General features: G+C 72.5%; 10 protein-coding genes. 5 read left to right on the top strand and 5 right to left on the bottom strand.

Going from position 1 to position 12,797, the window contains the following annotated elements; translation table 11 throughout:
* Positions 1-41 precede the first annotated feature (41 nt).
* The 3 genes from OG737_RS21425 to OG737_RS21415 form a co-directional block, all read right to left on the bottom strand.
* Positions 42-761 carry a L,D-transpeptidase family protein gene (locus tag OG737_RS21425; RefSeq protein ID WP_328927748.1) on the bottom strand — a complete coding sequence of 240 codons (720 nt, stop codon included), beginning with the start codon at positions 759-761 and terminating at the stop codon, positions 42-44.
* 60 nt (positions 762-821) lie between these two features.
* Positions 822-1,697, bottom strand: a complete 876-nt coding sequence (locus OG737_RS21420; protein ID WP_405678460.1) for a collagen binding domain-containing protein — start codon at positions 1,695-1,697, stop codon at positions 822-824.
* 167 nt (positions 1,698-1,864) lie between these two features.
* A complete protein-coding gene (locus OG737_RS21415; RefSeq protein WP_328930430.1) occupies positions 1,865-3,085 on the bottom strand; it encodes an Ig-like domain-containing protein in 1,221 nt (406 codons plus the stop codon).
* A 178-nt stretch (positions 3,086-3,263) separates the two neighbouring features.
* On the opposite strand from OG737_RS21415, the gene glgX reads away from it, so the two are divergent.
* Positions 3,264-5,612, top strand: coding sequence for a glycogen debranching protein GlgX (gene glgX, locus OG737_RS21410; protein WP_405921868.1), 2,349 nt, complete (start codon positions 3,264-3,266; stop codon positions 5,610-5,612).
* An 86-nt stretch (positions 5,613-5,698) separates the two neighbouring features.
* Positions 5,699-6,433 carry a CDP-alcohol phosphatidyltransferase family protein gene (locus OG737_RS21405; RefSeq protein ID WP_328927746.1) on the top strand — a complete coding sequence of 245 codons (735 nt, stop codon included), beginning with the start codon at positions 5,699-5,701 and terminating at the stop codon, positions 6,431-6,433.
* Here OG737_RS21405 and OG737_RS21400 read toward each other — a convergent pair.
* Positions 6,414-6,896, bottom strand: coding sequence for an adenylyltransferase/cytidyltransferase family protein (locus OG737_RS21400; protein WP_328927745.1), 483 nt, complete (start codon positions 6,894-6,896; stop codon positions 6,414-6,416). The genes OG737_RS21405 and OG737_RS21400 overlap by 20 nt on opposite strands.
* A 166-nt stretch (positions 6,897-7,062) precedes the next feature.
* Between OG737_RS21400 and OG737_RS21395 the strand changes: the two genes are divergently transcribed.
* From OG737_RS21395 to OG737_RS21385, 3 genes are read left to right on the top strand one after another with little or no spacing between them, the layout of a single operon-like run.
* Positions 7,063-8,274: a glycosyltransferase family 4 protein gene (locus OG737_RS21395; RefSeq protein ID WP_328930428.1), complete on the top strand. Its 1,212-nt coding sequence runs from the start codon at positions 7,063-7,065 to the stop codon at positions 8,272-8,274.
* Positions 8,271-10,028, top strand: a complete 1,758-nt coding sequence (locus tag OG737_RS21390) for a lipopolysaccharide biosynthesis protein (protein ID WP_328927744.1) — start codon at positions 8,271-8,273, stop codon at positions 10,026-10,028. Before OG737_RS21395 ends, OG737_RS21390 begins: the two co-directional genes overlap by 4 nt.
* Complete coding sequence (locus OG737_RS21385; RefSeq protein ID WP_405921867.1) at positions 10,025-11,281, top strand: hypothetical protein; 1,257 nt, start codon at positions 10,025-10,027, stop codon at positions 11,279-11,281. Before OG737_RS21390 ends, OG737_RS21385 begins: the two co-directional genes overlap by 4 nt.
* 25 nt (positions 11,282-11,306) lie before the next feature.
* On the opposite strand, the gene OG737_RS21380 is transcribed toward OG737_RS21385, so the two are convergent.
* Positions 11,307-12,782: a hypothetical protein gene (locus tag OG737_RS21380; protein ID WP_328927742.1), complete on the bottom strand. Its 1,476-nt coding sequence runs from the start codon at positions 12,780-12,782 to the stop codon at positions 11,307-11,309.
* Positions 12,783-12,797 lie beyond the last annotated feature (15 nt).

Raw genomic sequence — 12,797 nt, 5'->3', positions numbered from 1 at the left:
CGTCCCAACCGTGGGTGCGGAATCGGTGACGGTGTCGCAGGTCAGTCCTCGGTTCCGGGCTTCGTGCCCCAGACGTAGACGGCGTCGCCCTCGGTCAGCAGGTTCCAGAGGCGTTCGGCGTCGGCCACGGTGAGGTTGACGCAGCCGGCGGATCCCCCGTGGGCGTAGAGGTAACCGGTCCGGCCGTGCAGCGCCTGGCCCCCGTCGAAGAACTGGGAGTACGGCATCGGGGAGTCGGCGTACAGCGTGGACTTGTGGTCCTTGCTGCGCCAGTACACCTCGTGCCAGCCGGGCCGGGTCTCCTGGGTGTCGCGGCCCGTGCGGATGGGCACGACCGGGAAGACGATCCGGCTGCCCTGCTGCACCCAGAGCAGCTGCCGGCCCATGTCCACGCACGTCACGCGGTACGAGCGCACGGGGCAGTCGCCCTCGGCGTTGGGGTTCGGGCGGGCGGCCACGACGAGCATCGTGCGGTAGGTGGCCACGCCCGGGTAGCCGTCCGCGGGAGTGACCCCGTTCTTGCGCTGGAAGGCGCGGACGGCGAAGCAGTCCGCCGAGGACTGCACCCCGTCGACCGGCCGGCCCACGTGCTCCTCCAGCTCCCGCTGGTAGGGACCGGTGCCCGCCGCGCACGCGGACTCCGGGCCCGGCGCGGGCGCAGCCGCCGCGGCCGCCGGGTTCAGCCCCGCCAGTACGAGCAGGGCGCCGAGCACGGCCGCCCGGACACCGCCTCGGGGGCTCGTCGCCTGACCTGTAGTCATCCGGGCCTCCTCGGGCCCGCCAGCCGGACCCTCGCAGCCCAGCTAACCCGCGGGGCGGGTCTACGGCCCGTGCTGCTCCGCCGAGGGGGTGAGCGGGCCACTCCAGCGGCGCACCCGCCGGGCGGCCCTGCCCTCGTCCGGGTCTGTGATGGGGACGCCGGCGTAGGAGTCGCGCGCGTTCTCCAGGGTGACCACGCGTCGGCCGCCCGGGGTCTCGTCGTCCAGGCGGAGCGGGCCGGTCACCGTTCTCGCCGGCAGGACGTACCCCTCGGGAACGTCCGTCTCGACCAGGTAGTACTCGCCGTCGGGGAGTCCCTCGAAGTCGCAGACGCCGTCCTCGTCGGTGGCGCAGCCGGGCCTGACCCGCTGGTCGGCGTTGATGCCCCGGGTCTGGAGTCCCCCGGTGCTGTTGGTCTCCCTCCAGAGCTCGAACACCGCACCGGCCAGCGGTGACCCGGTCTTGGCGTCCTCCTTCAGGACCCGGACGGCGCCGCTGTACGCCGCGCCGCGCTTGTGGTGCGGGACGTTGAGGACGATCCCCTCCTTGGCGTCGGCCTCCCTCACGGTGAAGCCGGTGACCGGGTCCTCGGGGGCCTCGTACCCGGCGGGGACGACGGTCTGCCGCCAGTAGTACGTCTCGCCGACCGGCAGCTCCACCGTGCAGCTGCCCCTGGCGTCCGTTTCGCAGGCGCCCTCCTGCTTCTCGTCGGCGGCCGGTCCGGTGACCTGGAGCCCCGGCTGGTCGTTGACCTCCCGCCACAGCTCGAAGCGGGCACCGGGCAGGGGTGTTCCGGTGTCCAGGTCCGTGTTCCGCAGCACCACCTGGGCGCTGGGGACGGGTCCGTCCACGCCCGCGCAATGGGCCGGCGCCGCCGCGACGACCACCGCTGCGGCGGCGAGGCCGAGCGGCCACACCCTTGCTGTCCTGGCTGCCATGACACTCCGTCCGTCTCCTGGGGCTGTCGCCCCCTGACAGGCTGGGGGAGCTTCGTACGCGAGTACGGGAGGACACTCGGCCGCTACGGCATTCCGGTCATACCGATCACCCTCCCGTGGCCACGGGAGGGTGATGCGCGGTGGCGGGCGGCGGCGGGCGGCGGCCCTCAGGCGATGGCGGAGCCCGCGACCCAGTCGGCCCAGGACATGTTCCAGCCGCCCAGGCCGTTGTTCGGGGCGACCGTCTTGTCCTGCGAGTTCACGACCTCCACGACGTCGCCGACCAGGGTCCGGTCGAAGAACCAGCCGGCCGGGGTGTCCGAGCCGCCGCCCTTGTCGTCGCGCAGGCCCACGCAGCCGTGGCTCATGTTGCTGCTGCCGAAGGTGTCGGGGCTGAGCCAGTAGTTGCCGTGCAGGAAGGTCCCGGAGGAGGTGAGCCGCATGGCGTGCGGGACGTCGGGGATGTCGTACTCGCCGCCGAAACCGACGGTCTGGCCGTTCATCCGGGTGACGTCGAACATCTCCATCACCACCATCTTCCCGTTGTACGTGGTGGTCTTGGGCGCTCCGGCGCTGATCGGCACGGTCGACAGCAGCTCCCCGTCCCGGCGGACCTCCATGGTGTGCGCGGCCGCGTCCACGGTGGAGACCTGGGAGCGGCCCACGGTGAAGGTGATCGTCTTGTCCTGGATGCCGTAGGAGCCGGGCGCGCCTTCGATGTCGCGCAGCTTCAGCTTCACCGTGACCTGGGTGCCCGCCTTCCAGTACTCCTTGGGCCGGAAGTCGAGCCGCTCCTTGCCGAACCAGTGGCCGACGACCTGCACGGCGGGGGCGGAGGTGACGGTGATGGCCCGCTCCACCTCCGCCCGGCGTTCGATGGCCCGGTTGAAGTTGAAGGAGAGGATCATGCCGGTGCCGACGGTGGAGCGGTTCTCGGGCTTGAAGTAGCCGATGAACCGCTCCTCGGGGACGTAGGTGGTGAAGGTGGTGTGCCGGGCCTGGCGGCGGTTGTGCCCGTCGAGGGCGACGGCGTCCACGGTGTACTTGGCCGCGAGCGAGAGCCGGGCGGCCTCGGGGTCCGGGCTCCAGCTGAGCCCGTCGGCGGCGATGGCACCGGGGACCTGCTCCTCCTGCGCGTCCTCCACCTTGGTGACCACGACCCGCTCCAGCCGGCCCTCGGGCACGGTGACGCCGAGGCGTCCGTCCGCGGGGACCGCCTTGGCGTTGTCGTCGGGGGTGATCCGGATGGCCTCGTCCGGCGAACGCGGTTTTCCCGGCAGCTCGATCTCGACCGGGGCCCGGCCGTCCTGGGTGCATCCGGTCAGGCCGCCGAGGAGGCCCGCCCATGCCGCCACGGCGGCCAAGCCCGCCCCTGCCCGCCTCGTCAGAAGTGTCACGACCCTCCAACGACCGGGCCCCTCCGGGGGAAACGTGAGCGGGCTGCACGTTCCGGGCGGATCAGTCCGGGCAGAACAGTGGGAAGGACCAGACGGGGGCGGGCCCTGGCCGGGACGCCGGGGCCGCACTCCCCTCCCCGCAGGTACCCAGGAGCCGTGGAGGCGGGCAGTGTCGAGCGCAGCCGAGCAGGAAGAGGCGGTGGAAGCCGTCGGAAACGCGGTGGACGCCGTGGATGCGGTGGATGCCGTTGATGCCGTGGACGGGGTGCGCAGCGGCCGCGCCGCGCCCGCGCCACGGGTGGACGAGCCGCCCAGCGGGCGGCCGAACGGCCAGGTCAGAGGGCAGGTGTTACGGGCATCCGGGCGCCCGGGACCACAGGTGTGGCCCGGGTCCTCGCATCCCCTGGGGGCACGGTTCCATCACGGTCCGGACGGGACGGCGGGCACCAACTTCGCCCTGTGGGCGCAGGGCGCGGAGGCGGTGGAGGTGTGCCTGTTCGACGCGGGCGGGGCTGAGACCCGCTGCGCCCTGACGGAGCTCACGCACGAGATCTGGCACGGATTCGTGCCGGGCGTACGCCCCGGGCAGCGGTACGGCTTCAGGGTGCACGGGCGCTGGGACCCCTGGACGGGCGCCCGGCACAATCCGGCGAAGCTGCTGCTGGACCCGTACGCCCGGGCCGTGGACGGTGACTTCAGGCTGCCGCCGGAGGTGTACGGGCACGTCCGGGACTGGCCGCAGCAGTACATCGCCGACACCGTGCGCGACGACCGGGACTCGGCGCCGTTCGTCCCCAAGGGGGTCGTGGTCCACGATCAGGACGACTGGGCGGACGACGTCCGGCCGAAGACCCCCTGGGCCGATTCGGTGATCTACGAGCTGCACGTGCGCGGCTTCACGATGCGCCATCCGGGGGTTCCCGAGGAGCTGCGCGGCACGTACGCGGGTCTCGCGCATCCGGCTGCCGTCGAGCACCTGGTGAAGCTGGGCGTGACGGCGGTCGAGCTCCTGCCCGTGCACCAGTTCGCGCACGAGGACCACCTGCTGCGCAGGGGACTGCGCAACTACTGGGGCTACAACTCGGTCGGCTACTTCGCCCCGCACGCGGGGTACTCGTCGAGCGGTACGGCGGGCCAGCAGGTCGGGGAGTTCAAGCGGATGGTGCGGGCCCTGCACGCGGCCGGCATCGAGGTCATCCTTGACGTGGTCTACAACCACACGGCGGAGGCGGGCGAGCTGGGTCCGACGCTGTCGCTGCGCGGGATCGACAACCGGGGCTACTACCGGCTCCAGTCGGACCAGCGCCGGTACGCCGACTACACGGGCTGCGGGAACACCCTGCACGCGGGCCGCCCGCACGTGCTGCGCCTGATCACGGACTCGCTGCGCTACTGGGTCACGGAGATGGGGGTGGACGGCTTCCGCTTCGACCTGGCGGCGGCGCTGGCCCGCTCGATGCACGACGTGGACATGCTGTCGCCGTTCCTGGCGGTGATCGCCCAGGACCCGGTGCTGCGTCGGGTCAAGCTGATCGCGGAGCCGTGGGACGTGGGCTCGGGCGGCTACCAGGTGGGGGCCTTCCCGCCGCTGTGGACGGAGTGGAACGACCGGTACCGGGACGCCGTACGGGACTTCTGGCGGGGCGCGCTGCCCGACGTACGGGACCTCGGGTACCGGCTGTCGGGGTCGAGCGACCTCTACGCGTGGGGCGGGCGGCGGCCGTACGCCTCGGTGAACTTCGTGACCGCGCACGACGGTTTCACCCTGCGGGACCTGGTGAGTTACGAGCGCAAGCACAACGAGGCGAACGGGGAGGCGGGCCGGGACGGGACGAATGACAACCGGTCGTGGAACTGCGGCGCGGAGGGGGAGACGGACGACGCCCGGATCGCCGCGCTGCGCCGCCGGCAGCTGCGGAACCTCCTCACCACCCTGCTGCTGTCGACGGGCGTGCCGATGCTCGTCGCGGGGGACGAGTTCGGGCGCACCCAGGGCGGCAACAACAACGCGTACTGCCAGGACAACGAGACGGGGTGGGTGGACTGGTCGCTGCTGGAGGACCCGGCGTGGCGGGAGCTGTTCGCGCTGACGACGCGGCTGATCTCGCTGCGGCAGGCCCATCCGGTGCTGCGGCGGCGGGCGTTCTTCTCGGGGCGCCCGCAGGGGGTGGACGGGCTGCGGGACCTGGCCTGGTTCATGCCGGCGGGTGCGGAGATGACGGAGCGGGACTGGTACGCGCCGGGCGCCGCGCTCGGGATGTACCTGTCGGGGCGGGACATCCCGGGCCGCGACGAGCGGGGCCGGCAGGTGACGGACGACAGCTTCCTGGCCCTGCTGCACACCGGGGACCGGCCGGTGGCGTGGGTGCTGCCGGGGGCGCCGTGGGCCGAGGGCTACGAGGTCGTCCTGGACACCTCCCGCGAGGACCAGTCCACCGCCCCGCTCACCCGCCACCGCGGCGGTGAGACCGTGACGGTGCCGGCCCGGTCGGTCGTGCTGCTCAGGGTGGTCGGCTGAGCCGTGGACCCGGGGTCCGGACGGATCTAGTACTCCAGTTCGCCCTGCGATGATGTGTTCGACATCGTCACTGAGGGGGTCCCTGCATGGGCAGAGTCGGAACCGCGCTGCGGGAGTTGCGCGGAGCGCAGAAGTCGGCGAAGGGGGTGTCGCTCTACTCACGGTTCGTCAACCGGCCCGCTGGACGCTATCTGGCCGCCGGGTCGTACGGGCTCGGGCTCACCCCGAACCAGGTGACGCTGGTCAGCGCCGCGTTCAGCTTCGCCGCCGCGGCCGCGGTCGCGCTCACCGAGCCCTCCTGGGGGCTCGGGATCGCCGTCTGGGCCGCGCTCGCGGTCGGGTTCGCCTTCGACTCCGCCGACGGACAGCTGGCCCGGCTTCGCGGGGGCGGCAGCGCGGCGGGCGAATGGCTCGACCACGTCGTGGACTGCGCCAAGCTGACCGCCGTGCACTCCTGTGTACTGATCGCCTTCTACCGCTTCCCCGACTCGTACGGGATCGGCGGGGCCGGGACGGGCGGCGACGGCTGGCTGCTGGTGCCGCTCGGCTTCCAGTTCGCCGCGATCGTGACCTTCTTCGGCGGGCTGCTGACCGAGAAGCTCAAGCCCAGGCCGGCTCCGGGGAGTCCCGCCGCCGCGCCGTCGACCGTGCGCGCGGTGGCGTTGCTGCCCGTGGACTACGGGGTGTTCTGCCTGGTGTTCCTGCTGCTCGGCGGCGGGCTGTTCCGATGGGCGTACGCGGGGCTCGGGGTGGTCGCCGGACTGTTCCTGCTGGCGTTCCTCACCAAGTGGTACCGGGAGCTCAGCGCCGTTCCGCGGTGACCGGCTCCGTGAGGGGCTCGGCGAGCGCGTCCAGCGCCCGGCGCAGCTGGGTGCTGGAAGTGTGGACGGTGTAGGGGAAGTAGACGACGTCGACGCCGTGGGCGGCGAAGTCCTTCTCCAGCTTGTCGCCCTTGGGGGTGCCCCGCCAGTCGTCGCCCTTGAAGATGACGTCGAAGCGGACCTGCTTCCAGGTCTCCACCTTGTCCGGGACCGTCTCGACGAAGGCGGCGTCCACGTACTTCACGCTGCGGACGATCTCCAGCCGCTCGACGAGCGGGATCATCGGGCGGCGTCCCTTGGCGAGTTCGGCCATCTCGTCGGAGACGACTCCGGCCACCAGGTAGTCGCACTGACTCCGGGCGTGCCGAAGGATGTTGAGATGCCCGATGTGGAACAGGTCGTATGCGCCCGGCGCGTAGCCGACTCGATACGGTTTGCGCGCGGACGCGCGAAGTTCGGACATGTCACGGTCCGTCATCTCTTACCCCCCAGCAGCCACACCCCCCGGCGTAGCGGATTAGCAGACAATAGCGTGCACGTTCCGCACCGTGCGGGTGAACGAATAGGGTGACGTGCGCATCATCCTGGGGAGAAGGGGACGTTCAGTGTCGAGATCCGGTCACCGGCGCATGCTGCTGGTTTCCACCAATTACGCTCCCGAACACGCGGGGATTGGGCCGTACGCCACCCAAATCGCGGAGCACTGGGCAGATCTCGGCCACGAGACCCACGTCCTCGCCGGAATGCCGCACTACCCGGCGTGGTCGCTGGAGCCGGAGTACCAGGGGGCGTTCCGGCGCACGGAGCAGCGCGCGGGGGTCACCGTACACCGGCGTGCGCACACCGTGCCGCAGAAGCAGACCGCCGTGAAGCGCGCCCTTTTTGAAGGATCGATTCTGCTGCACGGCGCCGTGGCCCCGCCCCGGATGCCCAAGCCGGACGCGGTCCTCGCCCAGATGCCCAGCCTGGCCGGCGGCGTGCTGGCCGCCCGGCTCGCGGCGCGGTGGAAGGTCCCGTACGTCCCGGTCGTCCAGGACCTGATGGGCGCCGCCGCCGCGCAGAGCGGGATCAGCGGCGGCGACAAGGCGGCCGCGGTCGCCGGCCGCGCCGAGGCGTACGCGTTGAAGCGCGCCACCCTCGTCGGCGTCATCCACGAGACCTTCGTGGAGCGGGTCGTGGGCATGGGCGTGGATCCCGGCAGGATCCGCCTCGTCCCCAACTGGTCCCACGTCGCGGTGCCCAGCAAGCCGCGCGGCGAGACCCGTCACCACCTGGGCTGGGCCCCCGGCCAAACCGTCGTGCTGCACTCCGGGAACATGGGCCTGAAGCAGGGGCTGGAGGTCCTCGTGGGCGCCGCCCGGCTCGACCCGAGCGTCCGCTTCGTCCTCATGGGCGACGGCAGCCAGCGCTCGGCCCTCACCGAACTCGCCGCCGACGTCCCGAATCTGGACATCATCCCCCCTGCCGCTGACGGCGAGTTCCCCGATATCCTCGCGGCGGCGGACGTACTCGCGGTCACACAGCACGCCGCCGTGCTGGACATGAGCGTTCCGTCGAAACTCACCTCCTACTTCCAGGCGGGCCGGCCGGTCGTCGCCTCCGTGGCGGCGGAAGGCGGAACCGCCCAGGAGGTGGAGCGCTCGGGGGCAGGGGTGCTCGTACAGCCGGAGGACCCCGAGGCCCTGCTGAAGGCCGTACGGGCCCTGGCGGAGGACCCCGAAGGCGCGGACGCGCTGGGGGCGGCCGGACCCCGCCACGTCGCGGCCCACCTGAGCCGCGAAGCGGGCCTGGCCCGCATCGACGCACTGATGGACGAAGCACTTGGGGGATCCCGGCCGTGATCGAGACGAACCGCCCAGCAGCGGCACCGGCCGAGGACGAACCGGACCTCCTCCGGGATCAGTTCCGCCAGCTCCTGCGCTACCGCAGACTCATCGGCGCGGGCATCGCAGTCGGCCTGCTGGGCGGCGTCTACCTCGGCATCTCCACGGCCGACACCTACGTCGCGACCGCCGACGTCGTCCTGCGCGCACCCACCGACGACCCCTTCAACCCGAGCCTCGCCCCCGACAAGGCGATCAACATCGGCTCGGAGCGCCAGGTCGCGCTCAGTTCCTCCATAGCCAACGAGGCCGCCAAGAAGCTCGGCGTGTCCGCGTCCGGCCTGGCGGCCCTGCGCAGCGGTCTGCAGGTGACCAACCCGCCGCAGACGATGGTGCTCCGCTTCACCTACACCGCGTCCTCCCCCGGCGAGGCCGCCAAGCGCGCCAACGCGATGACCGATGCGTATCTGCTCAAGCGTCAGGAAGCCCTCGACGCCACCCGCGACAAAATGGTCAAGGGGTACAAGGAGCAGCGCGATCCGATCTCCAAGCAGCTCGACGAGCTCTCCAAGGAGATCGCCCGGATGCCCGCCGGCTCCGGGCGCGACGCGGCCACCTCCTCCAAGACCGACCTGCAGAGCGAGGTCGGCGGCTACAACACCAAGATCACCAAGCTCGAAGCCCTCGACATGACCCCGGGCCGGGTCACCAGCGCCGCGACCGCGCCCACCGCGACGGACGGGCCCGGCATCGTCATGTCGCTCGCGCTCGGCGCGGCCGTGGGCCTCGCACTCGGCCTGCTGGCCGCCTGGGTCCGGCTGGTCTTCGACCCGGCGCCGCGCTCCGAGGGCGATGTGGCGCGGTCCCTGCGCGCGCCCGTACTGGGCTACCTGCCCCGGGACAGGACGGGCGGCGGACCGCTGCTCGCCGCCGGCGAGGCCGATCCCCGGGTCGCCGAGGAGTACCGCTCGGTGGCCTTCCGGCTCGCCTACGACTCCCGCTTCGCCGACCGGCGCCGGCTGCTCGTCGTCGCCCCCCGCGGCAGCAGCGAGACCGCCGCCGCGGTCGCCGTGAACCTCGCCGCCTCCTTCGCGGAGACCGGCAAGGACGTCCTGCTCATCGAGGCCGACCTGCGCACCCCGGTGCTGGCCAGCCAGCTGCCGACGGACGCCGGCGGCCGGCCCCGGTGGAGCCGGACCCCGGGCGGCCCCTCCGCCGCCGGACGCCACGCCGACTCCGAGTGGCCCGACGGGCGCCAGCTCGTCGTCGACGCCGGGGAGTCCGGCACGTTCGAACTGATTCCGGGCGAACGGGCGCGCAACGTCCCGCGCGCGCTGACCTCCGCCCGCGCCACCCAGCTGATCTCCGAGGCCGACTCCCCCAACTCCACCGTGGTCGTGCTCGCGCCTCCCGTGCTCTCGTACGCCGACGCCCTCGCCCTCGTCGACCGTGTCGACGGCGTCCTGGTGGTCTGCAACCCGCGCGCCGTCCACCGCAGCGACCTGTCCCGGATCCGCGAGCTGATCAGCGGCGCCGGCGGCACGGTGCTCGGCGCGGTGCTGCACGCGCCGCTGCCCGGCGAGAAGCGCGGCCGGAGCAAGGACAAGGTCGTCCCGGCCGCCACCGGCCCGGCCGCCGGCTCCGGAACGTCCGGGAAGTCCGCCCCGCAGCCCGAGCCGATCGCGTACGAAGTGGCCGAGCCCGAGCAGAACATCGCCGGTGACGGCACCGACACCGTCGCGCTGCGCACCGTCCGCCAGGGCCGCAGATGAGCCGACGCGGCCTCGCCGCCGTCGCGTCGGTGCTGGACCAGGCCGCTTCCAGCGCCACGAACATCCTGGTGCTGGTACTGGCCGCCCGGCTGTCCACGGAGTCCGGCTTCGCCGACTTCTCGATGGTGTACGTGACCTTCACCGTGCTCCTCGGGCTGAACATGGCCTACGTCGGCCAGAGCGTCGTCCTGGAGAACGGCGCGGGACTCCCCCCGGACGAAGTCCGCGGGAGGCTGGGCGAGGTGTGCCGGTCGGCCGTGGGCTTCACCGGGGCGGCTTCGGTGCTGGCCGGGGCCGCGGTGGCGGCCGTGGGCCTGGCCCTGTCCGGCTCCGCCGGGCCGGCGTTCCTCGCGCTGGGCCTCGTACTGCCGCTGGTCCTCCTCCAGGACGGGCTGCGGTACTGCTTCTCGGCGCTGCGCGCCCCCGAGCGGGCGCTGGCCGCCGACGCGCTGCGGCTGGTGTGCGTGGTCGCGGCGCTGGCCGCTCAGCCGTCCGGGGCCTCCGCGGGACGGCTGGTGCTGGTGTGGGGCCTCTCCGCGCTGCCGGCGCTGGGCCTCGGGCTGTGGCTGCTACGGCCCTACGTTCGCGGGGCGCGGGCCGATCTGCGACCGTACGTGCGGCGCGGGCACCTGGGGCAGCGGTTCGTGGTCGAGTTCGCCGTGGGCAACGGCTCCAGCCAGCTCGCCGTACTGGGCCTCGGAGTCTTCGCGACGCCGCTGGCCGTCGGTGCGCTGCGGGGTGCGACGACCCTCTTCGGGCCGCTGAACGTGCTGTTCAACTCGGCGAACTCCTTCGGGCCGCCGGTGCTGTCGCGGCTCGGCGGCAAGCGGGCCACGGTCCGGGCCACGGGTCTGCTGGGCGTGGTGCTGGCGCTGCTCGGTGCCGGGTGGGGGGCCGTGCTGTACGCGCTTCCCGAACGGGCGGGCCGTCAGCTGCTGGGCGACACCTGGGCCTCGGCGTCCGCGCTGCTGCCGGCGACGGGTGCCCAGTACGCGGTGATGGGTCTGGGCACCTGCGCGCTGCTCACCCTGCGGGTGCTGGCCCCCAAGGCCACGCTGTCCCTGCAGGTGGTCTTCTCGCTGCTGTCGGTGGGGCTGCTGCTGGGCGGCTACGCGGCGTTCGGTGTGGCGGGCGCGGCCTGGGGCCTGGTGGCCGGCTCCGCGCTGAAGGCCCTGGCCGCCTGGTTGCGGGTCGCCCGCCTGCCGGCCGCCACCACGCGGGACAGTGAGCCCCTGTCGGCTTCCGCCGCCTGATCCGCTGCGCGGAGCTCCGCCCTGACTAGCGCAGGGTGGTGGACTTGTCCGTGCGGTAGGTCGCGACCAGCGCCAGGCACAGGGCGGCGATCGCGACGCGCCCCGACGCCTGGAGGAGCGGCCCGCGCAGCAGGATGAAGGAGTAGCCCGCGACCAGCGGGACCACCACCGAGATCAGACTCCCCGGCGGGGACCGCCGGGTGGCGCGCTTCGCGTAGCGCCGGTCGACGCGGGCGGCGGCGTACCCCATGGCCAGCAGCCCGGCGCCCATGCCCAGCGGGCCGAAGTCGATCCACAGCTCCGCCCAGATCGGGGAGGAGAGGTTGGTGTTGACCGTGCCCATCCACTGACCGACCATCACGCCCGTGTCGCGCGGCTTGCCCGGCCACACCGAGCGCGGCACCGCGAAGAAGACCGACCCGGCCAGCTGGCGGCCGTAGAAGTGCCCCGGCCCGGAGTTCGAGAAGGTGATGGTGTTCGCGAACATGCCGATCTGGTCGTAGTCCTTGAGCGCCATCGGCTCCAGGAAGGACGTGGTCTCGACCGGACGGTAGTTCTTCTCGTCGTACCGGAAGCGGTCCGCGAAGGGGAAGACGAGCAGGGCGACGACCACGGCCATCGACAGGGCCACCCGGTACATCGCCGCGCTGACCGGGAAGACCGTGAAGAGCATCGCGAACATGACCGTCAGGAACCAGTAGCGCGGGTTCGAGATCGGGTTGTTGACCACCAGGTTCAGCAGCGCGAGCGCCGACCAGGTGACGATGACCGAGACCTTGCGGCGGGCGAACTTCGAGGTGATCAGCCAGCGCGTGTAGAGCAGCAGCGAGAGCAGCGCCGGCACGGTGCCGAAACCGCGCAGCAGGGCCTGCCCCGCCTGGCCGTCGCCGTTGGAGACACCCGCCTCCTGGATGCCCGCGATGATCTCCTGGCGGCTGGAGAAGAAGACCGCCGGACCGCCGAGTTTCAGCACGAAGGCCGCGCTGCACGCGAAGGACACGACCGTGAGCAGCTGGAGCCGCCGCCGGTGGGCCATGACGGGGCGCGACTCCTTCTGGGAGCCGCCCGCGCGGCCGGCGGGCCGGTGGCGGGCGAGCAGGACGCCCACGTCGAAGGCGGTGCAGCCGAGCAGCACCAGGCCGATGGCGACGGTGAGGTCGGAGCGGGGCCCGACGACGGGTGTCGGGACCTGGCCGAGGACGGCCTGGGCGAGGGGGGCCACGCCCATGGCCATGTAGACGAAGAGCCAGAAGGAGCCCTGGAGCAGCTTGCGTCGGCTGGTGAGCACCATCGCGGAGAGGCGGGCGCCCGCGTACATGGTGAGCAGCAGCTGGAGCCAGAAGGCCGCGTCGCGCTGGCCCGCACCGGGCTGGACGGCGACGAACAGCGGCAGGAAGACGGTGAATCCGAGGGCGAGCGGGACGGACAGCGCGCGGGAGAGCAGGGTGCGCGGGGTGGTGACCCGGCCCCACAGGGTCTCGTCCTCAAGTGGGTGCGGCACCGGGGCTACGGAAGG

It is taken from the genome of Streptomyces sp. NBC_00122, from assembly GCF_045160845.1.
In the GTDB taxonomy this organism is placed as follows: Bacteria; Actinomycetota; Actinomycetes; order Streptomycetales; family Streptomycetaceae; genus Streptomyces.
Note: the sequence above shows the minus strand (reverse complement) of the source record. Positions and strands in the feature narration are given on the sequence as shown.